Below are 25,242 nucleotides of genomic sequence, written 5' to 3'. Positions count from 1 at the left end.
CTTTTCTATCCGATCAACCCGGGAAATTTTCCGGGATCTTCGCAGCGGCGCGCGCGGCCGCCGACGAGATCACGTTGCGGCGGACCAGGTCGGTCAGGTTCTGGTCCAGCGTCTGCATGCCCATATTGCTGCCGGTCTGGATCGCCGAATACATCTGCGCGACCTTCGCTTCGCGGATCAGGTTGCGGATCGCCGGCGTGCCCAGCATGATTTCATGCGCCGCCACGCGGCCGCTGCCGTCCTTGGTCTTGAGCAGGGTCTGCGAAATCACCGCCTGCAGCGACTCCGACAGCATCGCGCGCACCATTTCCTTTTCTTCCGCCGGGAACACGTCGACGATACGGTCGATGGTCTTGGCGGCCGACGAGGTGTGCAGCGTGCCGAAGACCAGGTGGCCGGTCTCGGCCGCGGTCAGCGCGAGGCGGATGGTTTCGAGATCGCGCAATTCGCCGACCAGGATCGCGTCCGGGTCTTCGCGCAGCGCCGAGCGCAGCGCATTGTTGAAGGACATCGTGTGCGGGCCGACTTCACGCTGGTTGATCAGGCACTTCTTGGATTCATGCACGAATTCGATCGGGTCCTCGACGGTGAGGATGTGCGCGTACTCGGTTTCGTTCAGGTGGTTGATCATCGCCGCCAGCGTGGTCGACTTGCCGGAGCCGGTCGGGCCGGTCACCAGCACCAGGCCGCGCGGCTTGAGCGCGAGTTCGGCGAAGATCTTCGGCGCATTCAGCTGTTCCAGCGTCAGCACCTTGGAAGGAATGGTGCGCAGCACGGCGGCCGCGCCGCGGTCCTGGTTGAAGGCATTGACCCGGAAGCGGGCGAGGCCGGGAATGGCGAAGGAAAAGTCGCACTCCAGCACTTCCTCGTAGGCCTTGCGCTGGCCGTCGTTCATGATGTCATAGATCATGCCGTGCACGTCGCGGTGCTCCAGCGGCGGCAGGTTGATGCGGCGCACGTCGCCATGCACGCGGATCATCGGCGGCAGGCCGGCCGACAGGTGCAGATCGGACGCCTTGTTCTTGACGGAAAAGGCGAGGAGTTCGGAGATGTCCATTTATAATCCCGGGGATTGGCGAAAAGCCATGAATGTCACGCAACATCTTCGCGCCAATACATAACATGGAGGCAGAGTGTTGCGCATGTTGCAATTGTTGCTTCAAGCAAACTGATTATGTCCTCAATCTCCGGCAACTTGCAAGCCGTCAACGACCGTATCGCCACAGCTGCCGAAGCTGCTTCCCGTGATCGCAACAGCGTGCAGCTGCTCGCCGTCTCCAAGACCTTCGGCGCGGACGCGGTGATCGAGGCGGCGGCATGCGGGCAGCGCGCCTTCGGCGAGAACTACTTGCAGGAAGCGCTGGACAAGATGGCCGCCGTCAAGGCGCAGCGGCCGGAGCTGTTGCTGCAATGGCACTTCATCGGCCCGATCCAGAGCAACAAGACGCGGCCCATCGCCGAGCATTTCGACTGGGTGCATTCGGTCGACCGCGAAAAGATTGCGCAGCGCCTGTCCGACCAGAGGCCCTCGCACCTGCCGCCGCTCAACATCTGCCTGCAGGTCAATATCAGCGGCGAAGCCAGCAAGAGCGGCGTGATGCCGCAGGAGGCCGCCGCCCTGGCTCAGCGCATCGCAGCCCTGTCGAATATCAAGCTGCGCGGCCTGATGGCGATTCCCGAACCGGCCGGCGACGAAGAGGCGCAGCGCGCGCCGCACCGCCGGCTGCGGCTGCTGGCGGAAGACATCAGCAGGCAGGGTATCGATCTCGACACGCTGTCGATGGGCATGTCGGCGGACCTTGCGGCAGCCATTGCCGAAGGCGCCACCATCGTCAGGATAGGAACCGCAATTTTTGGAACACGACACTATGGCTAACTTGAAAATCGGATTCATCGGCGGCGGCAACATGGCGACCGCACTGATCGGCGGCCTCGCCGGCAAGCTGACGGCGGGAGAAAACATCCATGTCGTCGATCCCAATGCGGAAGCGCTGGACAGATTGCAGCAGCAGTTCGGTGTCACCACCGCCGGCGGCATCGATGCGGCGCTGGCGCAATCCGACGTGATCGTGCTGTCGGTGAAGCCGCAGCAGATGAAGGACGTGGTCGCGCAGCTGCGCCCGCATGTATCGCGGCAGCTGATCTTGTCGATTGCCGCCGGCATCCGCGCCGCCGACCTGTCGCGCTGGCTGGGCGGCCACCGCGCCATCGTGCGCACCATGCCCAACACGCCGGCGCTGATCGGCAAGGGCATCACCGGCATGGTGGCCATGGACGGCGTGTCGCCGGAGCAGCGCGATGCCGCAGACGCCATCCTGCGCGCGGTCGGCGCCACCGTCTGGCTGAGCGACGAGGCGCTGATCGATCCGGTGACGGCGGTCTCTGGCAGCGGCCCGGCCTATGTGTTCTATTTCATCGAGGCGATGCAGCAGGCGGCGCAGGAAATGGGCCTGACCGCGGAGCAAGGCAACGAGCTGGCGATCGCCACTTTCGTCGGCGCTTCGCAGCTTGCCGCGCAGTCGCCAGAGCCGGTCGCGCTGCTGCGCGAGCGGGTGACTTCCAAGGGAGGCACCACTTACGCTGCGCTGACCAGCATGGAAGCCAGCGGCGTGAAGGACGCGATCGGCCGAGCGCTGAAGGCGGCGGCCGCGCGCGGCAAGGAACTGGGCGAGGAATTCGGCAGGGATTGAATCAGTCGAGATCGGGGTGGGAATCGAAATCTCGATCCCGGGAGGGCTGGTAGCGGCGGCTGATGCCGAGAACGACGCCGAGCGCAATGCCGGCCAGCGCGCCGACCGCGACCGCCTGCCAGGGGTTTTCCTTTACGTAGCGGTCGGTGACTTCCATCTTCTCGCGCGCCGTCGCGCTGACCTGCTCTTCAAGCTCCGACAGGCTGACCTTGGCGCTGCTCAGCGTCGATTCGAAGCGCTCGCGGGCCGCCTGGTAGCCTTCGCCGGCCTGCTGGCTGGTACTGCGCAGTAGTTCTTCAGCTTCGCGCATGACCATCTTGATGTCATCAAGCAGGCGATCGCGCGACTCGCCGGTCTGGCCGTTGCCTTCGTTGTATTCGTTGTTCATTGCCGGCTCCGCAGGAAGTAAGTATTGGAGGAGTGTATAGGCCTGTTCGCGGTAGGCATGTTGCGTTGGGTCAAACTATTTCCCGGTATGCATCGTCAGCGCATTGTCAACGCAGCGCATAGTCAAGCGCGATGCCGGCAAAGATCATGGCACCGAGCCAGTTGTTGTGCCGGAAGGCGGCAAAGCAGCCCATGCGGTCGCGGTCGCGGATCAGCCGGTAGTGATAGAGCGCGCAAGCCGTGGCCGCTACCAGCCCGGCGACGAACCAGAAGCGCAAGCCGTACTGCCAGCCGACGACCAGAATGATCGCAAAGCTGACCGCATAGCAGAGCATCACCGCCGCCACGTCGTAGCGGCCGAAGGTGATCGCCGAGGTCCTGATGCCGATCTTGAGATCGTCGTCGCGGTCCACCATTGCATACTCGGTATCGTAGGCGACCGCCCAGAAGATATTCGCAATCAGCAGCAGCCAGGCGGCTGGCGGCACGCTGTCCTGCACCGCCGCGAAGGCCATCGGAATGCCGAAGCCGAAGGCGATGCCTAGGTAAGCCTGGGGGATGGCGAAGAAGCGCTTGAAATAGGGATAGCTGGCGGCGATCAGGACGGCCGCGACTGACAACTGCTTGGTCAGCGCATTGAGCGGCAGGATCAGCGCAAACGAAATCAAGGCCAGTACGGCGGCCACCGCCACCGCTTCCCAGCCGGCGATCTTGCCGCTGGTCAGCGGCCGTTCGGCGGTGCGCTTCACATGCTTGTCGAAATCGCGGTCGGCATAGTCGTTGATCGCGCATCCGGCCGAGCGCATCAGGATGGTGCCGAGCGTGAAGATGGCCACCAGCTTCCAGTCCGGCGCACCCCCGGCCGCGAACCAGAGCGCCGCCAGCGTCGGCCACAGCAGCAGCAGGATGCCGATGGGCTTGTCGAGGCGGACCAGGCGGGCGTAGAGTGCGAGGCGGTTCATGGATGGCTGTTTCAATGAAGGTTGATGAAGGCGGCAACGCAAGTTCCGGAACGCGGCTACACTCTCGCCACTGGATTGCGAGCCGATTTTGCGCTGCAAAATCGAATTATAAGCGCCGCGTACGGAGTTTCAGTTATCGTAACGGGGCTGTCATATCGCACCAATACACTACAAAATTTCTGGAGACAAGACATGCAATTCCGATGGAAGGCGCTGGCTGCAGCCAGCCTGTGCGCAACCGGCGCAGCAATCACCGTACCGGCTTTCGCCGCAACCGAGGTCACCTGGTGGCATTCGATGACCGGCGCCCTCGGCGAGCGCGTCGCCGGACTGGCCGACCAGTTCAACAAGAGCCAGAGCGAGTACAAGGTCAATCCCATCTTCAAGGGCAACTATGAAGAGGCAATGGCCGCCGCGGTTGCCGCCCACCGCGCCGGCAATGCGCCGCACATCCTGCAGGTCTTCGAGGTCGGCACCGCCACCATGATGTACTCCAAGGGTGCGATCGTGCCGGTCGCCGAAGTGATGAAGACCGCCGGCGAAAAATTCGACGCCTCTGTCTATGTGCCCGCTGTTGCCGGCTACTACACCTCGCCCAAGGGCGACATGGTGTCCTTCCCGTTCAACAGCTCGACCACCGTGTTCTATTACAACAAGGATGCGTTCGCCAAGGCCGGGCTCGATCCGAACAAGGCGCCGGTCACCTGGCAGGAAGTGGTGGCTGCTGCCGCCAAGCTCAAGGCCAGCGGCGAGAAATGCGCGTATACCACCGGTTGGCAATCCTGGGTGCACCTGGAAAGCTTCTCCGCCTGGCACAACGTCGAGCTGGCGTCGAAGAACAACGGCTTCGGCGGCCTCGATGCGCGGCTCAAGTTCAACAGCCCGCTGCACGTCAGACATATCGAGAATCTCTCCAACTGGGCCAAGCAGGGCTACTTCAGCTATGCCGGCCGCAAGAACGAGGCGGAAGCCAAGTTCTATTCGGGTGAGTGTGCGATGCTGACTTCGTCCAGCGCGGCCTATGCCAACATCACCAAGAACGCCAAGTTCAAGTTCGCCGTCTCGACCCTGCCTTATTACAACGACGTGCAGGGCGCGCCGCAGAACACCGTCATCGGCGGCGCTTCGCTGTGGGTCATGAGCGGCAAGAAGACCGATGAATACAAGGCGGTCGCCAAGTTCTTCAAGTTCCTGTCGCAGCCGGAAGTCCAGGCCAAGTGGCACCAGGAAACCGGCTATCTGCCGATCACCACCGCCGCCTATGACATGACAAAGAAATCCGGCTTCTATGAGAAGACGCCGGGGCCCGACATCGCGGTGCAGCAGATGATCGTCAAGACTACCGACAAGTCGCGCGGCCTGCGGCTGGGCAATTTCGTGCAGATCCGCACCATCATCGATGAGGAACTGGAAACGGTCTGGAACGGCAAGAAGACCGCCAAGGAAGCGCTCGACACCGCCGTCAAGCGCGGCGACGAACTGCTGGTGCGCTTCGAGAAAGCGAACAGGTAAGGCGCAATCGACGTAGTGCAGGCCTCCGTGCCTGCACATTGCGATTAGCGAATGCACCAAGTGCAGGCACGGAGGCCTGCACACCTTACTTTTGTTCGTCTCATTATTCATTCATGGAAAAACGCGCCCGTTTCAAATCGGCCTGGCTGCCGTATGCGCTGGTGGCTCCGCAAATCCTCGTCACGCTGCTGTTCTTCTTCTGGCCGGCAGCGCAGGCGCTGTACCAGTCGGTGCTGCTGCAGGATGCCTTCGGCGCCTCGTCGCAATTCGTCTGGTTCGACAATTTCAAGGATCTGTTCAACGATTCCAACTATCTGGAATCGTTCAAGACCACCGCGATGTTTTCGGTGATGGTGGCCTTCTTCGGCCTGTCGCTGTCGCTCATCCTCGCGGTGTTCGCCGACCGCATCATGCGCGGCGCGTCGGTCTACAAGACCTTCCTGATCTGGCCCTACGCGGTCTCGCCGGTGGTGGTGGGCGTGCTGTGGATGTTCCTGATGAATCCGACACTGGGCGTGATCGCCCACGCACTGCGCGGCATCGGCATCGAATGGAACAACCTGCTCAACGGCCGCCACGCGATGATCCTGATCGTGATGGCGGCGATCTGGAAGCAGATCAGCTACAACTTCCTGTTCTTCCTCGCCGGCTTGCAGGCCATCCCGAAGTCGCTGATCGAGGCGGCCGCCATCGACGGCGCGGGCCCGGTGCGGCGTTTCTTTACCATCGTCTTTCCGCTGCTGTCGCCGACCACCTTCTTCCTGCTGGTGATCAATGTCGTGTACGCGTTCTTCGATACCTTCGCCATCATCGAAGCCACCACCCATGGCGGCCCCGGCAAGGAAACCGAGATCCTGGTGTACAAGGTCTTCCAGGACGGCTTCCGGGGCGGCGATCTCGGCAGCGCGGCGGCGCAGTCGGTGGTGCTGATGGTGATCGTCATTGCACTCACCGTAGTGCAGTTCAAGTATGTGGAAAAGAAGGTGCAGTATTCATGAACTCATTCAACCTGAGCGGGGAGGGCAACCATGATTGAGCGCCGTCCCATCCTCGACTTCATCAGCCACCTGGTGCTGATCCTCGGCGTGGCCATCGTCGCCTTTCCGGTTTACGTGGCCTTCGTCGCCAGCACGCAGACACCGGAGCAGGCCGCGATGGCGCCGATCTCGCTGATCCCCGGCGACCAGTTCTTCCGCAACTATGCGTCGGTCATCATCAGCGGCGCCTCGGGCAACGCGGCGGTGCCGCCGGTGGCCCGCATGATGTGGGTCAGCCTGGCATCGGCGCTGATCATCGCCATCGGCAAGATCTCGATCTCGATGCTGTCGGCATTCGCGATCGTGTATTTCCGTTTCGCCGGACGCAGCTTCTTCTTCTGGATGATCTTCGTCACGCTGATGCTGCCGGTGGAAGTGCGCATCACGCCGACCTATCAGGTGGTGTCGGATTTCGGCATGCTCAACAGCTATGCCGGCCTCACCATACCGCTGATCGCATCGGCGACCGCCACTTTCCTGTTCCGGCAGTTCTTCCTGACCGTGCCGGACGAACTGGCGGAAGCGGCGCGCATCGACGGCGCCGGCCCTATGCGCTTCTTCAAGGATGTGCTGTGGCCGCTGTCGCGCACCAACATCATCGCATTGTTCGTGATCATGTTCATCTACGGCTGGAACCAGTACCTGTGGCCGCTGCTGGTGGCGACCGAGCAGGGCATGTATCCGATCGGCATCGGCATCAAGACCATGATCACCGGCGGCGATGCGGCCATCGAATGGAACATGGTGATGGCCACGCTGATCCTGGCCATGCTGCCGCCGGGACTGGTGGTGGTCATCATGCAGAAATGGTTCGTCAAGGGTTTGGTGGACTCCGAAAAATAAGCAGAAAACGAGACACGCATCTTCAGGGATGCAGGCACACATGGCACAAGTACATCTGAAAAACATTACCAAGACCTACGGCAAGGGAGCTGCAGGCGTCGCCGTCATCCACGGCATTTCCATCGATATCGCCGACGGCGAATTCATCGTCATGGTCGGTCCCTCGGGCTGCGGCAAGTCGACGCTGCTGCGCATGGTGGCGGGGCTGGAGGAAATCACCGGCGGCGACATCGTGATCGGCGACCGCGTGGTCAACAACCTGGAACCGAAGGACCGCGACATCGCGATGGTGTTCCAGAACTATGCGCTGTATCCGCACATGAGCGTCTATGAAAACATGGCGTACGGACTGAAGATCCGCAAGTTTTCCAAGGCCGACATCGATGCGCGGGTGCAGAAGGCGGCGAAGATCCTCGAACTCGGCGCGCTGCTCGACCGCACGCCGCGCCAGCTATCGGGCGGCCAGCGCCAGCGGGTCGCGATGGGCCGCGCCATCGTGCGCGAGCCGGCGGTATTCCTGTTCGATGAACCGCTGTCGAATCTCGATGCCAAGCTGCGGGTGCAGATGCGGCTGGAAATCCAGAAGATGCATCGCGCGCTCGGCACCACCAGCCTGTATGTGACGCATGACCAGGTGGAAGCGATGACGCTGGGCCAGCGCATGATCGTGATGAACGCCGGCCGCGCCGAGCAGATCGGTACGCCGGCCGAGGTGTACGGCAGGCCGGCCACCACCTTCGTCGCCGGCTTCATCGGCTCGCCGCCGATGAACCTCCTGCCCGGCAAGCTCAGTATCGACGGCACGCAGTTCATGCTGGGCGACGGTGCCGGCATCACTTTGCCGAGCGCGGCGGGATCGCTCGCCAACCGCGACTGCATTCTCGGCGTGCGGCCCGAACATCTGGTGCTGGGCAGGCCGGGGATTTCGATGCAGGTGGAGATGGTGGAGTCGCTGGGAGCGGATGTACTGGTGCATGCGCAGGCGGGCGGGCAGTCGCTGGTGATACGTGCGCCGGCGGGTGTCAAGGTGGAGGCAGGGGAGCGGGTGCAGGCGGGGTTTGAGGCGTCGGCGATGCATTGGTTTGATCCGCAGAGTACGCGGCGGATCGAGGTGTAGATTTGTCTCCCCTCTCCCGCAGGCGGGAGAGGGGCCGGGGGTGAGGGCGGTTGCCAAAACAGCCGGAAGTCTTAGCAAGCCCCCTTATCCCCAACCCTTCTCCCGCCTGCGGGAGAAGGGAGTCATGTGCGCTAAGCGTGCAGATAAATTGAACCCATTAGAGGCGCTTGGGGTTCTTCGTTTTCCCTCAAGCCTCTGCCGTCTCCGCCTCATCCAGCATCACCACCCCATGCAGGTCACAAGCCAGCACCGCCTGCCGCACCGCCTCGATTGCCGGCCGGCGCGTGAAGCTCTTGCGCCACGCAATCACAACGCGGCGCGACGGTCCCGGTTCCTTGAACGGCACGTAACGCAGCATGCCGTCCTTGGCATGCATGTCGGGCACCGATGCCTGCGGCAGCACCGTGATGCCGATGCCCGATGCCACCATGTGGCGTATCGTTTCCAGCGACGAGCCCTCGAAGGTGCGGGCGATGCCATCGCCGGTGGTCGAAAAGCGTGCCATTTCCGGGCACACCTCCAGCACCTGATCGCGGAAGCAGTGGCCGTTGCCGAGCAGCAGCATGGTTTCCGATTTCAGCTCTTCCGCATCAATGGCGTCGCGGTTCGCCCAGGCATGATGCTTGGGCAGCGCGACCACGAAGGGCTCGTCGTACAGCGGCTGCACCATCAATCCCTGGTCGGCGAAAGGCAGGGCCATGATGGCGGCGTCGAGTTCGCCCTGGCGAAGCAGTTCGATCAGCTTGGTAGTGAAGTTTTCCTGCAGCACCAGCGGCATTTGCGGCACGGTTTCGATCATGGTCTTGACCAGCGGCGGCAGCAGGTAGGGCGCGACCGTATAGATGACGCCGAGGCGCAGCGGACCGGCCAGCGGATCCTTGTTCTGCTTGGCGATTTCCTTGATGGCCGCCGTCTGCTCCAGCACGCGCTCGGCCTGGGCCACGATCTGCGAGCCGAGCGGCGTCATCGAGATTTCCGTGCCGCCGCGCTCGAAAATGGTGACTCCGAGCTCATCCTCCAGCTTCTTGATCGCAACCGACAGGGTCGGCTGCGCTACGAAGCAGGCTTCGGCGGCATGTCCGAAATGTTTTTCACGTGCAACGGCAACGATGTATTTCAGTTCAGTCAGTGTCATGGGGGCTGCTTGCCTCAACGCTTAACGGGTAAAGGGAAGAGAATCCATATTTTCCAAAACCAATTGGTTTTCTGGATTCGATAGCGACAGTATATAAGGTATTCGAGATTTTGCAGCAAGCGGCCCTCGGGGCGGACGGCGTCGCATTCGATGCCAAAACCGGGCCGGCGTTCGCCTGCCGCGCAAGGATCAGGTCATACCTTCAGGAATTCCTCGCGCCCGCCCAGCCAGCGAGCCAGATGCGCCTCGACAGTGGCCGGATCGTGCTGCAGCAGCATCTGGGCGAGGTTGCGCGCCTTTTCCACCAGCCACTGATCCTTTTCCAGGTCGGCAAAGCGCAGCATCGCCTCGCCCGACTGCCGCGCTCCGAGGAATTCGCCCGGACCGCGTATTTCCAGGTCGCGCCGGGCGATCTCGAAGCCGTCGGTGGTTTCCCGCATCGTCATCAGGCGCTGCTTGGCCACCTGTCCCACCGGGCTCTGGTAGAGCAGCAGGCAGATGCTGGCCGCTGAACCTCGGCCCACGCGCCCGCGCAGCTGGTGCAGCTGCGACAGGCCGAAGCGCTCCGCATGCTCGATCACCATCAGCGAGGCGTTCGGCACGTCGACGCCGACCTCGATCACCGTGGTGGCCACCAGCACATGCACTTCGGCGCGGGTGAAGGCATCCATCACGACCTGCTTTTCGGCCGGTTTCATGCGGCCGTGCACCAGGCCCACGCGCAGGTCCGGCAGCGCGGCCGACAGCGCGGCATGGGTGTCGGTCGCGGTCTGCAGCTGCAGCGCTTCCGATTCCTCGATCAGCGGGCAGACCCAGTACACCTGCCGTCCTTCCAGCGCCGCCGCATGCACCCGTTCGATGACTTCCTCGCGCCGGTTCTGGTCGATGATGCGGGTGACGATGGGCGTGCGGCCCGGCGGCAGTTCGTCGATCACCGACACTTCCAGGTCGGCGTAATAGGTCATGGCCAGCGTGCGCGGAATCGGCGTGGCCGACATCATCAACTGGTGCGGCACGGTCTGCGAATCCTGTCCGGCGGTTCTGCCTGCTTCGTCCAGCCCCTTGTTGCGCAGCGCCAGGCGCTGGCCGACGCCAAAGCGGTGTTGTTCATCCACGATCACCAGGCCGAGCCGCGAGAATTCCACGCCTTCCTGGATCAGTGCATGGGTGCCGATGACGAGATGGGCCTCGCCCGATCCGATCATCGCCTGGGCCGCTTCCTTTTCCTTCTTCTTCAGGCTGCCGGTCAGCCAGGCCACCCGCACGCCGAGCGGTTCCATCCATTGCGCGATCTTGCGGAAATGCTGCTCGGCCAGGATTTCGGTCGGCGCCATCAGCGCCGCTTGGAAGCCGCTGTCGATGGCCTGCGCCGCCGCCATGGCCGCGACCACGGTCTTGCCGCTGCCGACGTCGCCCTGCAGCAGGCGCTGCATTGGGAAGGACTCGCGCAGGTCGGCGCGGATTTCCGCCAGCACGCGCTGCTGGGCATCGGTCAGCTGGAAGGGCAGCGCCTTGAGAAAGGCTTCCGACAGCGCGCCGATCACCGGCAGGGCGGCCGCGCCCTTGGCCCGGCGCGCCTGCTGCGCCCGCTTGAGCGACAGCTGCTGCGCCAGCAGTTCATCGAATTTCATCCGCGTCCAGGCCGGATGGGTGCGCTCCATCAGCGCATATTCGTCGACATCCGGGGGCGGATTGTGCAGCAGCTTCACCGAAGGCTCGAAGCCCTGCAGCTCCAGCGATTCCAGCAGCGCCGGCGACAGCGTGTCGCGCCAGTCGATGCGCTTGAGGGCATTGGCAATCGCCTTGCGCAGGTAGGATTGCGAAAGGCCCTCGCCGGCAGGATAGACCGGCGTCAGCGCATCGGGCAGCGGATCGCCTTCCTCCACCACCTTGTAGGTCGGATGCACCATTTCCGCGCCGAGGAAGCCATGCCGGATTTCGCCGCGCGCGCGGATGCGGGCGCCGACGGCGAACTGCTTGACCTGGCTGCCGTAGAAATTGAGAAAGCGCATCACCAGCACGCCGCTGTCGTCGGCGATCGTGACCACCAGCTGGCGGCGTGGCCTGTACTGGATGTCGCAGGCAGTCACCAGGCCCTCGACCTGGGCCGCGTTGCCGCCCATGAAGCCGGCGTCGCTGATGGGCCGAATCTGCGTTTCGTCCTCGTAGCGCATCGGCAGGTGCAGCACCAGATCCATGTCGCTGCGCAGGCCGAGCTTGGCGAGCTTGCTTTCGTTGGTGACCTTCGGCTTCGGTTTGGCCTTGGCCTTGCTCTTGGCCCCGCTCTTGACGTTATCCGGGGTGTTCTCGGGAGCGGCGGGACTGGGCTTGGCGTCGGGCATACGGGAATCGGGCGGCAAGGCGTAAAATAGCGGGTTTTGTTTGCGGAAGTCGGCGGATTGCTGCAGGAGAAAGCGCAGCTGTCATTGTATGGCAATCTTGTTAAGTCCGGATGCGCCGTTACATACCGGATATATCTGCGCCGCGCCGGCTGCCGCTACGTTTTATGCGATCCTGAAGCATGTACTCCCTTTCCGATTTCGATTTCGACCTGCCGCAAGAATTGATCGCGCAGCTGCCGCTGCCCGAACGCAGCGCTTCGCGCCTGCTGCACGTGGATGGCGGCCGCGGCGAGCGCCTGGTCGACCGCGCCTTTGCCGACATTGTCGATCTGCTCATGCCGGACGACCTGCTGGTCTTCAACAATACCCGCGTGCTGAAAGCCCGCTTCTTCGGCGCCAAGGAAACCGGCGGCAAGGTCGAGGTGCTGGTCGAGCGGGTGCTCGACAGCCGCACCGTGCTGGCCCTGGTGCGCGCTTCCAAGACGCCGCAGCCCGGCAGCCGCATCCGCCTGGCCGATGCCTTCGATGTGACCGTCGGCGAGCGCGCCGGCGAATTCTTCACGCTGAGCTTTCCCGGCGACGTATTCGATTTGATCGAAGCCCATGGCCGGCTGCCGCTGCCGCCCTACATCGAGCATGCCGCCGATGCGGTCGACGAGCAGCGTTACCAGACCGTCTATGCGAAGGAGCCGGGCGCGGTGGCCGCGCCCACCGCCGGCCTGCACTTCGACCAGCCGCTGCTCGACAGGCTGCAGGCCAAGGGCGTGCGCTTCGCCTACGTGACGCTGCATGTGGGCGCCGGCACATTCCAGCCGGTGCGCACCGAAAACCTGGCCGAGCACAAGATGCACACCGAGTGGTACACCATCGCCCAGGACACCGTCGATGCGGTGCGCGCGGCCAAGGCCGGCGGGCGCAGCGTGGTGGCCGTCGGCACCACCAGCATGCGCGCGCTGGAATCGGCCTCGCAGTCGGGCGAGCTGCAGGCCGGCAGCGCCGATACCGCGCTGTTCATCACGCCGGGCTACGCCTTCAAGACGGTCGACCGCTTGGTGACCAATTTCCACCTGCCCAAATCCACGCTGCTGATGCTGGTGTCGGCGTTTGCCGGCTACCAGCAGATCCGCGCCGCCTATGCGCATGCGATACAGCAGCGCTACCGTTTCTTCAGCTATGGCGACGCCATGCTGCTGACCCGACTCTGAATTCAGATTTCCGACATGCTCAATTTCAAACTTCTCAAGACCGACGGCAAGGCCCGCCGCGGCCAGCTGACGCTCAACCACGGCGTGGTCGAAACGCCCATCTTCATGCCGGTCGGCACCTACGGTTCGGTCAAGGCGATGTCGCCGCTCGAACTCGAGGAAATCGGCGCTCAGATCATCCTCGGCAATACCTTCCACCTGTGGCTGCGTCCCGGGCTGGACGTGGTCGGCAAGTTCGAGGGACTGCACCGCTTCATCGGCTGGAGCAAGCCCATCCTGACCGACTCCGGCGGCTTCCAGGTGTTTTCGCTGGGCGCGATGCGCAAGATCACGGAAGAGGGCGTGAAGTTCGCCTCGCCCATCAACGGCGACAAGCTGTTCCTGTCGCCGGAGATCTCGATGCAGATCCAGCGCGTGCTCGATTCCGACATCGTGATGCAGTTCGACGAATGCACGCCCTACCAGATCGGCGACCGCCCGGCGACCGAGGACGAGGCCGGCAAGTCCATGCGCATGTCGCTGCGCTGGGCCAAGCGCTCGCGTGATGAATTCGACAAGGGCGAAAACCCGAACGCGCTGTTCGGCATCGTGCAGGGCGGCATGTACGAGAACCTGCGCGACGAATCGCTGGCGGGGCTGCAGGAAACCGGCTTCGAAGGCTACGCGATCGGCGGCCTGTCGGTGGGCGAACCCAAGGAAGACATGATGCGCGTGCTGGAACACGTCGGCCCGCGCCTGCCGGCCGACAAGCCGCATTACCTGATGGGCGTGGGCACGCCGGAAGACCTGGTGGCCGGCGTCGCCAACGGCGTGGACATGTTCGACTGCGTGATGCCGACCCGCAATGCCCGCAACGGCTGGCTGTTCACACGCTTCGGCGATCTGAAGATCAAGAATTCCCGCTATAAAGATGACGAAAAACCGCTGGATGAAAGCTGCGGCTGTTATGCATGCCGCAACTTCTCCCGCGCTTACCTGTACCACCTGCACCGGGCCGGCGAGATCCTCGGTGCGCGCCTGAACACCATTCACAACCTGCATTATTACCTGCAGCTGATGCGGGAAATGCGTGCCGCCATTGACGAAAACCGCTTCCAGGCTTTCGTTGTCCAATTCCATGCGGACCGCGCCCGCGGCGTCTAGCATCTCCCCCGGACGCGCCCCGAATTGTCATCCGGCCATGCCGGAAAGCCAAGGATGCCGCACCCGGCGGCTTTCGGGCAGCTTTCCGGCGGGGGCGGAAGAGTTTCCCGAACGCTCAAGATTCGCATGACCGGGTGTTAGAATCACGGGTTGATCACCATTACAACCCGGAGTTAAAAAAGTGTTCATTTCCAACGCCTACGCACAAGCCGCCGCAGCAGGTCCCGAGAGCAGCCTGATGAGCTTCCTGCCCATCGTGCTCATGTTCATCGTGCTGTACTTCCTGATGATCCGTCCCCAGATGAAGCGTCAGAAAGAGCAGAAAGCCATGATGGAAGCGCTCGCCAAGGGCGACGAAGTCATTACCGCCGGCGGCATCGTCGGCAAGGTATCCAAGGTGACCGACGCCTATGTCACGCTGGAAGTCGGCAACGGCACCGAAATCGTGGTACAGAAAGCCGCTGTGTCCACCCTGTTGCCGAAGGGCACCATCAAGGCGCTGTGACGTAGCGCGCACAGCCCAGGCAAGCGCCGGCCTCCCGCGGCGCTTCCTGCGGGCGTATCGCCCGCTCAACATGCAAGTTGAATCCTATGAATCGCTACCCCCTCTGGAAGTACATCCTCATCGCGATCGTGCTCACCTTCGGTGTGCTCTATACGGTGCCCAATTTCTTCGGCGAATCGCCGGCGGTGCAGGTCAGCAGCGCCAAGGCGACCGTCAAGGTCGACCAGTCGACGCTGGCCCGGGTTGACGAAGCGCTGAAAAAAGCCGGCATCGCCGCCGACGGCGTGCAGTTCGACGTGTCCGGCAACCAGGGTTCGGTGCGTGCGCGTTTCCACGACACCGACACCCAGTTCCGCGCCAAGTCGCTGCTGGAAAAGGCACTCAATACCGATCCCGCCGATCCGACCTATATCGTCGCCTTCAACCTGCTGCCGAATACGCCGCAGTGGCTGCAGAGCATGCGTGCGCTGCCGATGTATCTCGGCCTCGATCTGCGCGGCGGCGTGCACTTCCTGATGCAGGTGGATACCAAGGCGGTGGTGAGCAAGCGCATGCAGGGTCTGCAGACCAGCGTGCGCACCCTGCTGCGCGACAAGAACGTGCGCCACGCCGGCATCAGCCGCAACGGCGACCAGATCGTCGTGCTGTTCCGCGACGAAGACACCCGCAGCAAGGCGCGCGAGGTGCTTGCTTCCCAGCTCGGCGAACTGGCCCTGCAGGATGCGGCGGAGGGCGCCGACCTCAAGCTGATCGGCAGCTTCCGTCCGGAAGCCCTCAAGCGCACCGTCGAGGAAGCGGTGCAGCAGAACATCAGCACCCTCTCCAAGCGCGTCAACGAGCTCGGCGTGGCCGAACCCATCATCCAGCGCCAGGGCGCCGACCGCATCGTCGTGCAGCTGCCCGGCGTGCAGGACGTCTCGCGCGCCAAGGACATCATCGGCCGCACGGCGACGCTGGAAGTGCGCATGGTCGATGAAAGCATCATGCGCGGCACCGAGGAAACCGCCGCCGTGCCGCTCGGCTCCGAACTGTTCAAGGTAGGCAAGGGCGCGCCGGTAGTGCTGTATCGTGAGCCGGTCATCACCGGCGAATACATCTCCAGCGCCAGCGCCAGCTTCGACCAGAACCAGCAGCCTGCGGTCAGCATCGACCTCAACGGCGACGGCGGCCGCCGCATGCGCGACGCAACCCGCAGCAAGATCGGCAAGTCGATGGCCATCGTGCTGTTCGAAAAGAACAAGGGCGAAGTCCTGACGGTGGCCACCATCCGCGACGAACTCGGCTCCCGCTTCCAGATCACCGGCATGGGTTCGGCCGAGGCGGCCAACGACCTCGCGCTGCTGCTGCGCGCCGGTTCGCTGGCGGCCCCGATGGAAATCATCGAGGAGAGCACCATCGGCCCGCAGCTCGGCGCCGAAAACATCCACAAGGGCTTCAACTCGACGCTGTACGGCTTTGCGGCGATCGCCGTCTTCATGATCATCTACTATCACCTGTTCGGTTTCTTCAGCGTGTTCTCGCTTGCGGTGAACCTGATGCTGCTGATCGCGGTGCTGTCGGTGATGCAGGCGACGCTGACCCTGCCCGGCATGGCGGCGATCGCCTTCACGCTCGGCATGGCGATCGATGCCAACGTGCTGATCAACGAGCGCATCCGCGAAGAACTGCGCGCCGGCAATTCGCCGCAGGCGGCGATTGCCGCCGGCTTCGACCGCGCTTGGGCCACGATTCTGGACTCGAACGTGACCACCATGATCGCCGGCCTCGCGCTGCTGATCTTCGGCTCCGGCGCGATCCGCGGCTTTGCGGTGGTGCACTGCATCGGCATCCTGACATCGATCTTCTCGGCGGTCTTCGTATCGCGCGGTCTTGCCAACCTGTGGTACGGCCGCAAGAAGCGGCTGGCTGGCGTATCGATCGGCCAGGTGTGGAAGCCGAATACCTGATGGCCTTCCGCCCGTGACGCATGACTGCGTCACGGGCGCGGCACTTTCATGCGCCGGATGCAACTTGTTCAGCTCGTGCGGCTGACCGGCGCGATGGAAAATGATTGCGGTTTGATGGGTGTTGCGCAAAGGCGGCTGCCTCGCAAGGCGGCGCCGGCGGCAGGACCCGAAAGGAAAAAGTAATGGAGTTGTTCCGGATTAAGAAGGATATTCCCTTCATGCGCCATGCGTTGATCTTCAACGTGATCTCGGCGCTCACCTTCGTCGCGGCGGTGTTCTTCCTGTTCTACAAGGGACTGCATCTGTCGATCGAATTCACCGGCGGCACGGTGATCGAAGTCGTCTATGACAAGCCGGCCGACCTGGAAAAGGTCCGTACCGCAATTGAAAAGCTCAATTACACCGACACCCAGGTGCAGAGCTTCGGTACCGCCCAGAACGTCATGATCCGCCTGCCGGCGCGCAAGGATGTTACTTCCGCCCAGCAGAGCGAGCGGGTAGTGGCGGCGCTCAAGGCCGACGACAGCAGCGTGCAGCTGCACCGTGTCGAATTCGTCGGCCCGCAGGTCGGCGATGAACTGACGCACGACGGCCTGCTGGCGCTCGGCATGGTGATCATCGGCATTGTGGTCTATCTCGCCTTCCGCTTCGAATGGAAGTTCGCCGTCGCGGCGATCATCGCGAACCTGCACGACGTGGTGATCATTCTCGGCTTCTTCGCCTTCTTCCAGTGGGAATTCTCGCTTACGGTGCTGGCGGCGGTGCTGGCCGTGCTCGGTTATTCGGTCAATGAATCGGTGGTGGTGTTCGACCGGGTGCGCGAAACCTTCCGCGACCGCCGCTACGGCAAGCTCGGCACGGCAGAAGTGCTGAACCATGCGATCACCAGCACGATTTCCCGCACCGTCATCACGCACGGCTCGACCGAGATGATGGTGCTGTCGATGCTGCTCTTCGGCGGCGCCACCCTGCATTACTTCGCGATTGCGCTGACCATCGGCATCCTGTTCGGCATCTATTCTTCCGTCTTCGTTGCCGCGGCCGTGTCCATGTGGCTGGGCGTCAAGCGCGAGGACCTGATCAAGCCCGTCAAGGAAAAGGACGAGACCGACGGCGCTGTCGTCTGACCGACTGGCATCCATGCAAGAAGGCCGGCTTCGGAGCCGGCCTTTTTTTTCGGCTAAACTGATCCGCGGGCTGGTGGTTCAACCGGGAGCAAGGAGGAAACATGAAGAGAGTGCGTGTCTGGGATTTGCCGGTTCGGCTGTTTCACTGGGCGCTTGTGGTGCTGATCGCCGTCGCGGTGATCACGCAGAAGATCGGCGGCAATGCGATGGAGTGGCATTTCCGTGCCGGCTATTCGATACTGGCGCTGCTCGCTTTCCGCATCGTCTGGGGCCTGGTCGGTCCCCGCTATGCCCGGTTTTCCAGCTTTCTCTACGGGCCGTCCACCATCGTCGGCTATGTCCGCGGCGGCAAGGAAGCGCTCAAGCGCAAGTATCTCGGACACAATCCGCTCGGCAGCCTGTCGGTCTTCGCTCTCCTCGGCGTGGTACTGGCCCAGGTAGTCAGCGGCCTGTATGCGAATGACGATATCGCCAGCGAAGGGCCGATGGTCAAGTTCATCAGCAAGGACCTGTCGGACAAGTTCACCTGGTTCCACAAGGAGGTGTCCGTCAACCTGATCTATCTGCTGGTGGCCATGCATGTGCTGGCGATCGCGTTCTATTATTTCCGCAAGCGGCAAAACCTGGTCAAGCCGATGCTGACCGGCGACCATGAAGTCGAATTCGATGCAGCGCCGGCCAATGATTCCTGGACCATGCGTCTGCTTGCCGTCGTGATCTTTGCCGCATGCGCCGCGGCGGTCTACTGGCTGGTCAGCCTGCCGCCGCAGGGCGTGTAGGGGAACGCCGCCGTCTTTGCAAATGAAAACGCCCGGCCATGACCGGGCGTTTTCATGCGGGCGCTTGAAAGCCTATTTGTTCCTGTAGTTGTCGTGGCAAGCCTTGCATGACTGCCCCACGCCGCCGAAGGCGGTCTTGATCGCATTCAGGTCGCCCGACTTGGCCGCGGCGGACAGCTTGCCGACCTCGGCCTGCATCTTGTCGGCCGCCGCCTTGAACTTGTCCTGCTCCTTCCAGATTTCCGGCTTGGCCTTGGAATTGGCCAGGTCGGACCCCTGCGGGAAGGCAGTCCACGGCAGCTTCGACACCATTTCCAGCACGGCTGCGTCAGCCTCGACCGCCGCCTTGTCATAGGGTTTTTCGCCCTTGACCACCGCACCGATGCGTCCGGTATGCGCACCCATCAGGGTGAAGGCCGCCTGGCGGTATTTGACGGCATCTTCGGGTTTGGCGAACTGGGCCTGCGCGGCGAACGGCACGGCGAGCATGGCAGTCAGGGTGATGCTGGCTAACGCAAATTTCATACACTCTCCTTGTGAACGGATGAAAGGCTGGCTTCCCTACTGGACGGCGGAACGGACGGACATCAATCCGGTTTGGCAATACTGGCGTCCAGGTGACTCTTCAGCTTCGCCAGCTCGCGGTCGAGCGCGGCAAAGTCTTCGTCACTGTAGCCCAAAAAGGCTTGCTTGCAAAATTGTATGTGCGGCGAAAACAGCCGCTCGAACTCGGCCTGGCCCTGGTCGGTGAGCCGCACGATGATGCTGCGCCGGTCCTCGAGGCAGCAGGTGCGCGCCACCAGCTGCTTTTCCTCCAGACGGTCGACGATGCCGGTGAGCGTGCCCTTGGTGATCAGGGTCTTCTGCCCCAGTTCCTTGAACGACATGCCGTCGGTATTGCCGAGCGTCGCCAGGATGTCGAACTGCGGCGACGTCAGGCCGAGGGTGCGCACATGGGCATCCGAGATCCGCTGGAAGGCATGGAAGCATTCCGCGAGCAGGCGGATGCTGCGCAGGTAGCGTTCTTTTTTCATGGGTTGCTCGGTGGATGAATCATTCAACAATAAAAAAAGCCGGCGCTTTTGCAGCCGGCTTGCGCGGAAAACCTTGCGCTATCAGTCGGCGATCAGTGCTTCCACCTGGATGGCCAGCTTGACGTCCGGGGAGAACATCGGCGTGGCGTAATTCAGGCCAAAGTCGGTGCGCTTGAATTCGCCGGAAGCGTCGGCGCCGCAGACTTCGCGCTTGAGCATCGGATGCTGGATGCACTTGAACTTGTTGATCGTCAGGTTCACCGGCTTGGTCACGCCCAGCATGGTCAGCTCGCCTTCGACGGCCACCGGGGTGTCGCCGTTGAACTTGATCGACTTGCCCTTGTAGGTGATGGTCGGATACTGGGCCACGTTGAACATGTCCTTGTTCTTCGCATGGTCGTTCATCTTCGCGTGGCCGAAGTCGATCGAGTTGGCATCGATGGTGATGTCCATGGTGCCGTTCTTGGCCTTACGATCGAGGTTGATCGTGCCGCTGGTCTTGGTGAACTTGCCGCGCCAGACCGAAATGCCCATGTGATCGGCTTCGAAGCTCGGGTAGGTGTGATTGGGCTCGATGTTGTAGGTCTGGGCGAATGCGGAGGTGGCGCCGATCGCCAGCAGGGCGGCGGCAAGATGCTTCAGTGTCATGGAAACTCCTTGAAATGGATGGTTTGACTGCGTTTGCTGAACGTATTTACTGCGCCGCAACGACGCGGAACTTGATCACGACTTCATCGGCGACCATGCTGGTGTCTTTCCATTCACCCTCGCCGACATTGAAGGCCAGCCGCTTGATCGGCAGCGCGCCTTCGAAAACCTGAGCCGCGCCTTCCTTCTTCACGGTGAGCGGAAAAGCGACGTCGGCGGTCTTGCCCTTGATGGTCAGCTTGCCGGTCACGTCCAGCTTGCCGGCGGCGCCAGGCTTGATCACGGTCGACACGAAGCTGGCCTTCGGGAATTGCGCGCCGTTGAACCATTCCTTCTTCTGCACTTCCTTGTTGTATTCGGCATCGCCGAGATCGAAGCTGGGAATATCGAGATCGAGGCTGGCCTTGGCGGTCTCGGGCTTGGCGGCGTCATAGTCGATCTGGGCATTGAATTTCTTGAACTTGGCTTCCACCGGCACATTCATTTGCTTGAAGACGGCGGAAACGCTGCTCTTGGCCGGGTCGGTCTTGAGAACGGCCGCGAAGGCCGGCAGTGCGAGTACCAGGGCAGCGGCCGTGGCAGTGCGGCGCAGGGCAGGGGAAATCTGCATCGTAAGGTCCTTGTGGAGGTAAAGGCGTCAGGGCAGCATGCGCTTGAGCACGCCGTCCCGGTCAATGAATTGATGTTTGAGCGCGGCCGCGACATGCAGCACGAACAGGGTGAGCAGCGTCATGTTGAGCCAGTAGTGAACCGCCTTGAGCAGCGGCTTCAGTTCGGGATCGGGTCCGATCAGGGCCGGCATGGGCACAATGCCCAGATAGACCACCGGGACACCGGCCGCGAGGCTGTAGAAATAGCCGGATGCCGGGATGGCGAACATCAGCACGTAGAGCAGCCCGTGCAATCCGTGCGCCGCGCGTTGCTGCCAGCCCGCCATGCTTGCGGGATAGGTCGGCGCCTTGTTGCCGAGTCTCCAGAGCAAACGGAGACAGGCCAGGCCGAGCACCGTGATGCCTATCCACTTGTGCCAGGAAAAATACTTGAGCTTGGTCGGCGTGATGCCCGGAATATCGACCATGGTGACGCCCAGGGCGAAGGCGCCGATGATGAGCAGGCCGATCAGCCAGTGCAGCACGATGGCGGGAAGAGTATAGCGCGGCATTGTTTTTCTGATTGCAACTAGTTCGAGTTAGGACTAAATGTACCACAAAACATTTTGGCGCTCGCCATGCTTGGGTACGAATTTGTACCTTCAATCTGCGAGGAAATGGGAGAACTGGTGTGACGGCAGCGTCGGGCACGCTGTGCCTTTGCTGCCGCCAGATGTGCGGGGATAAGCGCCGGATCGTTTAGATGGCGCGCGCCAGCTTTTCCGCATGGCCGATGTAATTGGCGGGCGTCATTGCCAGCAGGTGATCCTTGGCGTCCTGGGGAATCGCCAGGCCGTTGATGAATTCACGCAGCGCTTCGCGTGAAATGCCCTTGCCGCGGGTGAGTTCCTTCAGCTGCTCATAGGGATTTTCGATGCCGTAGCGGCGCATCACCGTCTGCACCGGCTCGGCCAGCACTTCCCAGGTAGCGTCCAGGTCTTCGGCCAGGCGCGCGGGATTGACTTCCAGCTTGTTGAGGCCGCGCAGGCAGCTGTCATAGGCCAGCACCGCATAGCCGAAGGCCACGCCGATGTTGCGTAGGACGGTCGAATCGGTCAGGTCGCGCTGCCAGCGCGAGACCGGCAGCTTTTCCGACAGGTGCTTGAGCACCGCATTGGCCAGGCCGAGGTTGCCTTCGGAGTTCTCGAAGTCGATCGGGTTGACCTTGTGCGGCATGGTCGACGAACCGATTTCGCCCGCCTTGGTGCGCTGCTTGAAATAGCCGAGCGAGATATAGCCCCAGATGTCGCGGTTCAGGTCGAGCAGGATGGTGTTGGCGCGCGCGATGGCGTCGAACAGTTCGGCCATGTAGTCATGCGGCTCGATCTGGATGGTGTAGGGATTGTAGGTCAGGCCGAGGCGCTGCTCGATGACGCTCTTCGAGAAGCTTTCCCAGTCGAACTCGGGGTAGGCGGACAGGTGGGCATTGTAGTTGCCGACCGCGCCGTTCATCTTGCCCAGCAGCTCGACGCCGGCGATGCGCTGCTCGGCGCGCTTGAGGCGGGCCACCACGTTGGCGATTTCCTTGCCCAGCGTGGTCGGGCTGGCCGGCTGGCCGTGGGTGCGCGACAGCATCGGGAGGGCGGCGTTGTCATGCGCCAGTTCGGTCAGCTTGGCGATCACCGCGCGCAGCGACGGCAGCAGCACATCATTGCGCGCCGCCTTGAGCATCATGCCGTGCGAGGTGTTGTTGATGTCTTCCGAGGTGCAGGCGAAGTGGATGAATTCGGTTGCGGCGACCAGTTCCGGCACGTCGGCAACCCTTTCCTTGAGCCAGTACTCGACCGCCTTCACGTCATGGTTGGTGACCGCTTCGATGGCCTTGATGCGCTCGGCATCGGTCTCGCTGAATTCATTGGCCAGCTTGTCCAGCAGCGCATTGGCGGCCGCCGAAAACGGCTTGATTTCCTCGAAACCTGCCTGCGACAGCGCCTGCAGCCAGGCGATCTCCACCTTCACTCGGTGGTGCATGAAGCCGGCTTCGGACAGGATGGGGCGCAGCTTGTCGGTCTTGGCGGCGTAGCGGCCGTCCAACGGAGAAAGGGCGGAGAGAGCGGAAAGCGACATGATATGAAATGCGGAGAAGTGAGTAAAAGTGCGCGCAATCGAAGACATTGATGCGCCAAATCAGCGGAATCCGGCATTTTACCATTCTCGCCCGGCCCGAAAGCCGGCTCCGCCGTACGCTCTTGCCGTAAGCCCGGCGGATTCCGTGAGCTTGCTCAATGTTATAATCGTGTCCACTTCATACCATATGCATCTATGAAACTCATCGGTTCCACCGCCAGCCCCTACGTTCGCAAAGTTCGTGTCGTCATGGCGGAAAAGAAGCTCGACTACGAACTCATTCTGGAAAACGTCTGGGCGCCGGAAACCAAGATCATGCAGTTCAACCCGCTCGGGAAAGTGCCCTGCCTGGTGATGGAAGACGGCGGCGCGATGTTCGACTCCCGCGTGATCGTCGAGTACCTCGACACGCTGACGCCGGTCTGCAAGCTGATTCCCCCCAACAGCCGCGAGCGGGCCGAGGTCAAATGCTGGGAAGCGCTGGCCGACGGCGTGCTGGACGCCGCAGTGGCGGTGCGCCTCGAACGCACCCAGCGTCCCGAGGCGCAGCAGAGCGAAGAATGGATCAAGCGCCAGATGGACAAGGTGCATGCCGGCCTGAAAGCCATGGGCGCCGGCCTGAAGGACACCCCGTTCTGCACCGGCACGCATTACTCGCTGGCGGACGTGGCGGTTGGCTGCGCACTCGGCTGGCTGTCGTTCCGCTTCCCCGAAATCGATTGGCGCGGCGAATATCCCAATCTGGCAAAGCTGTTCGACAAGTTGTCCGAGCGGCAGTCTTTCAAGGATTCGATTCCGCAGTAAGTCTGTGCTGCGGCCGCCTGTCTCCGGGTAAATGTAAAGGCAGGCCGGGACAGCAACGACAATAAAAAAGGGCAGTCTTCGAGGCTGCCCTTTTTTATTGCGCCGGCCGAAGCCGGCTGACCGAAACTAACGGAAACTTATTCGCCCATCTGCGACTGCAGGTAATTCTGCAGGCCGATCTTGCTGATCAGGTCGAGCTGGGTTTCGAGCCATTCGATGTGTTCTTCCGTGTCGTCGAGAATGTCGACCAGGATTTCGCGGGAAACGAAGTCGCCAGCCGCTTCGCAAGCCTTGATGCCGTCCTTCACCGTCTGCTGTGAAGCCTGCTCCAGCTTGAGGTCGCATTCCAGCATTTCCGGCGTCGATTCGCCGATCATCAGCTTGTGCAGTGCCTGCAGGTTGGGCAGGCCGTCGAGCATCAGGATGCGGTTGATCAGATTGTCGGCATGCTTCATCTCGCCGATGGACTCGTCGTATTCCTTCTTGCCGAGCTTTTCGAAACCCCAGTGCCTGTACATGCGGGCATGCAGGAAATACTGGTTGATTGCGGTGAGTTCGTTGGTCAGCTGCGCATTGAGCAGTCTGATGATATTGGGGTCACCTTTCATGAGGTCCTCTGCATTGGTGTCATAAAGGGATGGACCTGCCGCTGCCAGTCATCCCGGGAAGTACACGAATGATAACGCACGATGTCGTTTTTTCCATCAACAGGCCTGCATTTCGTTAGCGGGAATCATTCGCACTAAGAACTGCATTTGATGGGATGCCGTACGGCGTGCCAGTGGGCAAGGAAGCGAAGGTGAAAGTAAAGGCGGGGGCCAGGGCAGAGGGAAGTTGATTGGATGCGTCCGGCACGGCTCATGTACAGCTCCGGCCGGAACATGCACTTATTGGTCCCGATGGCACCGTCGACTGTCCTGCCGAAGGAGGGCAGGGCAGCCGGACATGCGTTTGCTATCGCGACGGACGGTCCGTGACGTTCAGGCGGCAAACGCCGGGCGGAACAGCATGGGCTGCGCTTCCATCTCGCGTTCCTCGATGCATTCGCGCAGGACGGTCTTGGCGCAGGAGTGGCATTTGCCGCAGCAGGTACCGACGCCGAGCTGCTCGCGCAGCTGCGGCATGGTGGTCAAGCCCTTGTCGACGGCTTGACGGATCTTTCGTTCAGAAACATTGTGGCAAACGCAAACGATCATTCATACACCTTGTGGTTGTCTTCCAGTGGTCTTGCTGACGAGGCGGCAAGGCCTGTCATTGCTTCTATTGCTTTGTTCGGCCGCCCGGTCGGTGCATTCGCTTGCATGACCAG

At 62.2% G+C, this 25,242-nt stretch carries 26 protein-coding genes; 13 read left to right on the top strand and 13 right to left on the bottom strand.

Going from position 1 to position 25,242, the window contains the following annotated elements; genetic code table 11:
• Positions 1 to 13: 13 nt before the first annotated feature.
• Positions 14 to 1,057 (bottom strand): type IV pilus twitching motility protein PilT, encoded by a 1,044-nt coding sequence (locus tag IGW03_RS21540; protein ID WP_194724588.1) that lies wholly within the window; start codon positions 1,055 to 1,057, stop codon positions 14 to 16.
• Positions 1,058 to 1,174: 117 nt separating this feature from the next.
• Here IGW03_RS21540 and IGW03_RS21535 point away from each other — a divergent pair, with 117 nt between their 5' ends.
• Positions 1,175 to 1,876: a YggS family pyridoxal phosphate-dependent enzyme gene (locus IGW03_RS21535; protein WP_194724587.1), complete on the top strand. Its 702-nt coding sequence runs from the start codon at positions 1,175 to 1,177 to the stop codon at positions 1,874 to 1,876.
• Complete coding sequence (gene proC, locus IGW03_RS21530) at positions 1,869 to 2,690, top strand: pyrroline-5-carboxylate reductase (protein ID WP_194724586.1); 822 nt, start codon at positions 1,869 to 1,871, stop codon at positions 2,688 to 2,690. Before IGW03_RS21535 ends, proC begins: the two co-directional genes overlap by 8 nt.
• 1 nt (position 2,691) lies before the next feature.
• On the opposite strand, the gene IGW03_RS21525 is transcribed toward proC, so the two are convergent.
• The gene (locus tag IGW03_RS21525; protein ID WP_194724585.1) at positions 2,692 to 3,078 is read right to left on the bottom strand and encodes an ElaB/YgaM/YqjD family protein; all 387 of its coding nucleotides are present in this window, start codon (positions 3,076 to 3,078) and stop codon (positions 2,692 to 2,694) included.
• A gap of 106 nt (positions 3,079 to 3,184) precedes the next feature.
• Positions 3,185 to 4,039 carry a 4-hydroxybenzoate octaprenyltransferase gene (ubiA, locus tag IGW03_RS21520; RefSeq protein WP_194724584.1) on the bottom strand — a complete coding sequence of 285 codons (855 nt, stop codon included), beginning with the start codon at positions 4,037 to 4,039 and terminating at the stop codon, positions 3,185 to 3,187.
• A gap of 192 nt (positions 4,040 to 4,231) precedes the next feature.
• Between ubiA and ugpB the strand changes: the two genes are divergently transcribed.
• The 4 genes from ugpB (at position 4,232) to IGW03_RS21500 (ending at position 8,548) form a co-directional block, all read left to right on the top strand.
• Positions 4,232 to 5,551: a sn-glycerol-3-phosphate ABC transporter substrate-binding protein UgpB gene (gene ugpB / locus IGW03_RS21515; protein WP_194724583.1), complete on the top strand. Its 1,320-nt coding sequence runs from the start codon at positions 4,232 to 4,234 to the stop codon at positions 5,549 to 5,551.
• A gap of 113 nt (positions 5,552 to 5,664) precedes the next feature.
• Positions 5,665 to 6,549, top strand: a complete 885-nt coding sequence (gene ugpA, locus IGW03_RS21510) for a sn-glycerol-3-phosphate ABC transporter permease UgpA (protein ID WP_194724582.1) — start codon at positions 5,665 to 5,667, stop codon at positions 6,547 to 6,549.
• Positions 6,550 to 6,579: 30 nt separating this feature from the next.
• Entirely contained in the window at positions 6,580 to 7,431 is an 852-nt protein-coding gene (ugpE, locus tag IGW03_RS21505) for a sn-glycerol-3-phosphate ABC transporter permease UgpE (RefSeq protein ID WP_194724581.1), read from the top strand.
• A 40-nt stretch (positions 7,432 to 7,471) separates the two neighbouring features.
• A complete protein-coding gene (locus tag IGW03_RS21500) occupies positions 7,472 to 8,548 on the top strand; it encodes a sn-glycerol-3-phosphate import ATP-binding protein UgpC (RefSeq protein ID WP_194724580.1) in 1,077 nt (358 codons plus the stop codon).
• 187 nt (positions 8,549 to 8,735) lie between these two features.
• On the opposite strand, the gene IGW03_RS21495 is transcribed toward IGW03_RS21500, so the two are convergent.
• Positions 8,736 to 9,683 carry a hydrogen peroxide-inducible genes activator gene (locus IGW03_RS21495; protein ID WP_194724579.1) on the bottom strand — a complete coding sequence of 316 codons (948 nt, stop codon included), beginning with the start codon at positions 9,681 to 9,683 and terminating at the stop codon, positions 8,736 to 8,738.
• A gap of 194 nt (positions 9,684 to 9,877) precedes the next feature.
• On the bottom strand, positions 9,878 to 12,025 hold the full coding sequence (gene recG / locus IGW03_RS21490) for an ATP-dependent DNA helicase RecG (protein ID WP_194724578.1): 2,148 nt from the start codon (positions 12,023 to 12,025) through the stop codon (positions 9,878 to 9,880).
• A gap of 179 nt (positions 12,026 to 12,204) precedes the next feature.
• On the opposite strand from recG, the gene queA reads away from it, so the two are divergent.
• From queA to IGW03_RS21460, 6 genes are all read left to right on the top strand, one after another.
• On the top strand, positions 12,205 to 13,230 hold the full coding sequence (queA, locus tag IGW03_RS21485) for a tRNA preQ1(34) S-adenosylmethionine ribosyltransferase-isomerase QueA (protein WP_194724577.1): 1,026 nt from the start codon (positions 12,205 to 12,207) through the stop codon (positions 13,228 to 13,230).
• Between the two features lie 15 nt (positions 13,231 to 13,245).
• Positions 13,246 to 14,373 carry a tRNA guanosine(34) transglycosylase Tgt gene (gene tgt, locus IGW03_RS21480; protein ID WP_194724576.1) on the top strand — a complete coding sequence of 376 codons (1,128 nt, stop codon included), beginning with the start codon at positions 13,246 to 13,248 and terminating at the stop codon, positions 14,371 to 14,373.
• A gap of 238 nt (positions 14,374 to 14,611) precedes the next feature.
• On the top strand, positions 14,612 to 14,878 hold the full coding sequence (yajC, locus tag IGW03_RS21475; RefSeq protein ID WP_267253568.1) for a preprotein translocase subunit YajC: 267 nt from the start codon (positions 14,612 to 14,614) through the stop codon (positions 14,876 to 14,878).
• 86 nt (positions 14,879 to 14,964) lie between these two features.
• The gene (gene secD, locus IGW03_RS21470; RefSeq protein WP_194724574.1) at positions 14,965 to 16,824 is read left to right on the top strand and encodes a protein translocase subunit SecD; all 1,860 of its coding nucleotides are present in this window, start codon (positions 14,965 to 14,967) and stop codon (positions 16,822 to 16,824) included.
• Between the two features lie 182 nt (positions 16,825 to 17,006).
• Positions 17,007 to 17,951: a protein translocase subunit SecF gene (gene secF / locus IGW03_RS21465; protein ID WP_194724573.1), complete on the top strand. Its 945-nt coding sequence runs from the start codon at positions 17,007 to 17,009 to the stop codon at positions 17,949 to 17,951.
• 101 nt (positions 17,952 to 18,052) lie between these two features.
• Positions 18,053 to 18,730, top strand: coding sequence for a cytochrome b/b6 domain-containing protein (locus IGW03_RS21460; protein WP_194724572.1), 678 nt, complete (start codon positions 18,053 to 18,055; stop codon positions 18,728 to 18,730).
• A gap of 72 nt (positions 18,731 to 18,802) precedes the next feature.
• Here the strand turns inward: IGW03_RS21460 and IGW03_RS21455 are convergent, their stop codons facing one another.
• The 6 genes from IGW03_RS21455 to purB form a co-directional block, all read right to left on the bottom strand.
• Positions 18,803 to 19,255 (bottom strand): c-type cytochrome, encoded by a 453-nt coding sequence (locus IGW03_RS21455; RefSeq protein ID WP_194724571.1) that lies wholly within the window; start codon positions 19,253 to 19,255, stop codon positions 18,803 to 18,805.
• Between the two features lie 62 nt (positions 19,256 to 19,317).
• Positions 19,318 to 19,764, bottom strand: coding sequence for a MarR family winged helix-turn-helix transcriptional regulator (locus tag IGW03_RS21450; protein WP_194724570.1), 447 nt, complete (start codon positions 19,762 to 19,764; stop codon positions 19,318 to 19,320).
• Positions 19,765 to 19,845: 81 nt separating this feature from the next.
• The gene (locus IGW03_RS21445) at positions 19,846 to 20,412 is read right to left on the bottom strand and encodes a YceI family protein (protein ID WP_194724569.1); all 567 of its coding nucleotides are present in this window, start codon (positions 20,410 to 20,412) and stop codon (positions 19,846 to 19,848) included.
• A 46-nt stretch (positions 20,413 to 20,458) separates the two neighbouring features.
• A complete protein-coding gene (locus tag IGW03_RS21440) occupies positions 20,459 to 21,022 on the bottom strand; it encodes a YceI family protein (protein ID WP_194724568.1) in 564 nt (187 codons plus the stop codon).
• Between the two features lie 27 nt (positions 21,023 to 21,049).
• The gene (locus IGW03_RS21435; RefSeq protein ID WP_194724567.1) at positions 21,050 to 21,574 is read right to left on the bottom strand and encodes a cytochrome b; all 525 of its coding nucleotides are present in this window, start codon (positions 21,572 to 21,574) and stop codon (positions 21,050 to 21,052) included.
• A gap of 187 nt (positions 21,575 to 21,761) precedes the next feature.
• Positions 21,762 to 23,129 carry an adenylosuccinate lyase gene (purB, locus tag IGW03_RS21430; RefSeq protein ID WP_194724566.1) on the bottom strand — a complete coding sequence of 456 codons (1,368 nt, stop codon included), beginning with the start codon at positions 23,127 to 23,129 and terminating at the stop codon, positions 21,762 to 21,764.
• Positions 23,130 to 23,324: 195 nt separating this feature from the next.
• Between purB and IGW03_RS21425 the strand changes: the two genes are divergently transcribed.
• Positions 23,325 to 23,933, top strand: a complete 609-nt coding sequence (locus tag IGW03_RS21425; RefSeq protein ID WP_194724565.1) for a glutathione S-transferase C-terminal domain-containing protein — start codon at positions 23,325 to 23,327, stop codon at positions 23,931 to 23,933.
• Positions 23,934 to 24,070: 137 nt separating this feature from the next.
• Here the strand turns inward: IGW03_RS21425 and bfr are convergent, their stop codons facing one another.
• Complete coding sequence (bfr, locus tag IGW03_RS21420; protein ID WP_194724564.1) at positions 24,071 to 24,541, bottom strand: bacterioferritin; 471 nt, start codon at positions 24,539 to 24,541, stop codon at positions 24,071 to 24,073.
• Positions 24,542 to 24,913: 372 nt separating this feature from the next.
• Positions 24,914 to 25,129, bottom strand: coding sequence for a (2Fe-2S)-binding protein (locus IGW03_RS21415; protein WP_194724563.1), 216 nt, complete (start codon positions 25,127 to 25,129; stop codon positions 24,914 to 24,916).
• Between the last annotated feature and the right edge of the window lie 113 nt (positions 25,130 to 25,242).

The organism is Noviherbaspirillum malthae (genome assembly GCF_015352985.1).
Classification (GTDB): Bacteria; Pseudomonadota; Gammaproteobacteria; order Burkholderiales; family Burkholderiaceae_D; genus Noviherbaspirillum; species Noviherbaspirillum malthae.
Note: the sequence above shows the minus strand (reverse complement) of the source record. Positions and strands in the feature narration are given on the sequence as shown.

Coding starts and splice junctions, on each gene's coding strand:
- IGW03_RS21500 (WP_194724580.1), top strand. CDS start 7,472: ATGGCACAAGTACATCTGAAAAACATTACCAAGACCTACGGCAAGGGA.
- recG (WP_194724578.1), bottom strand. CDS start 12,025: ATGCCCGACGCCAAGCCCAGTCCCGCCGCTCCCGAGAACACCCCGGAT.
- ugpE (WP_194724581.1), top strand. CDS start 6,580: ATGATTGAGCGCCGTCCCATCCTCGACTTCATCAGCCACCTGGTGCTG.
- IGW03_RS21460 (WP_194724572.1), top strand. CDS start 18,053: ATGAAGAGAGTGCGTGTCTGGGATTTGCCGGTTCGGCTGTTTCACTGG.
- IGW03_RS21415 (WP_194724563.1), bottom strand. CDS start 25,129: ATGATCGTTTGCGTTTGCCACAATGTTTCTGAACGAAAGATCCGTCAA.
- IGW03_RS21435 (WP_194724567.1), bottom strand. CDS start 21,574: ATGCCGCGCTATACTCTTCCCGCCATCGTGCTGCACTGGCTGATCGGC.
- IGW03_RS21540 (WP_194724588.1), bottom strand. CDS start 1,057: ATGGACATCTCCGAACTCCTCGCCTTTTCCGTCAAGAACAAGGCGTCC.
- queA (WP_194724577.1), top strand. CDS start 12,205: ATGTACTCCCTTTCCGATTTCGATTTCGACCTGCCGCAAGAATTGATC.
- IGW03_RS21495 (WP_194724579.1), bottom strand. CDS start 9,683: ATGACACTGACTGAACTGAAATACATCGTTGCCGTTGCACGTGAAAAA.
- IGW03_RS21455 (WP_194724571.1), bottom strand. CDS start 19,255: ATGAAATTTGCGTTAGCCAGCATCACCCTGACTGCCATGCTCGCCGTG.
- secF (WP_194724573.1), top strand. CDS start 17,007: ATGGAGTTGTTCCGGATTAAGAAGGATATTCCCTTCATGCGCCATGCG.
- IGW03_RS21445 (WP_194724569.1), bottom strand. CDS start 20,412: ATGACACTGAAGCATCTTGCCGCCGCCCTGCTGGCGATCGGCGCCACC.
- ugpA (WP_194724582.1), top strand. CDS start 5,665: ATGGAAAAACGCGCCCGTTTCAAATCGGCCTGGCTGCCGTATGCGCTG.
- IGW03_RS21440 (WP_194724568.1), bottom strand. CDS start 21,022: ATGCAGATTTCCCCTGCCCTGCGCCGCACTGCCACGGCCGCTGCCCTG.
- IGW03_RS21450 (WP_194724570.1), bottom strand. CDS start 19,764: ATGAAAAAAGAACGCTACCTGCGCAGCATCCGCCTGCTCGCGGAATGC.
- IGW03_RS21425 (WP_194724565.1), top strand. CDS start 23,325: ATGAAACTCATCGGTTCCACCGCCAGCCCCTACGTTCGCAAAGTTCGT.
- yajC (WP_267253568.1), top strand. CDS start 14,612: ATGAGCTTCCTGCCCATCGTGCTCATGTTCATCGTGCTGTACTTCCTG.
- ubiA (WP_194724584.1), bottom strand. CDS start 4,039: ATGAACCGCCTCGCACTCTACGCCCGCCTGGTCCGCCTCGACAAGCCC.
- IGW03_RS21525 (WP_194724585.1), bottom strand. CDS start 3,078: ATGAACAACGAATACAACGAAGGCAACGGCCAGACCGGCGAGTCGCGC.
- bfr (WP_194724564.1), bottom strand. CDS start 24,541: ATGAAAGGTGACCCCAATATCATCAGACTGCTCAATGCGCAGCTGACC.
- purB (WP_194724566.1), bottom strand. CDS start 23,129: ATGTCGCTTTCCGCTCTCTCCGCCCTTTCTCCGTTGGACGGCCGCTAC.
- proC (WP_194724586.1), top strand. CDS start 1,869: ATGGCTAACTTGAAAATCGGATTCATCGGCGGCGGCAACATGGCGACC.
- IGW03_RS21535 (WP_194724587.1), top strand. CDS start 1,175: ATGTCCTCAATCTCCGGCAACTTGCAAGCCGTCAACGACCGTATCGCC.
- ugpB (WP_194724583.1), top strand. CDS start 4,232: ATGCAATTCCGATGGAAGGCGCTGGCTGCAGCCAGCCTGTGCGCAACC.
- secD (WP_194724574.1), top strand. CDS start 14,965: ATGAATCGCTACCCCCTCTGGAAGTACATCCTCATCGCGATCGTGCTC.
- tgt (WP_194724576.1), top strand. CDS start 13,246: ATGCTCAATTTCAAACTTCTCAAGACCGACGGCAAGGCCCGCCGCGGC.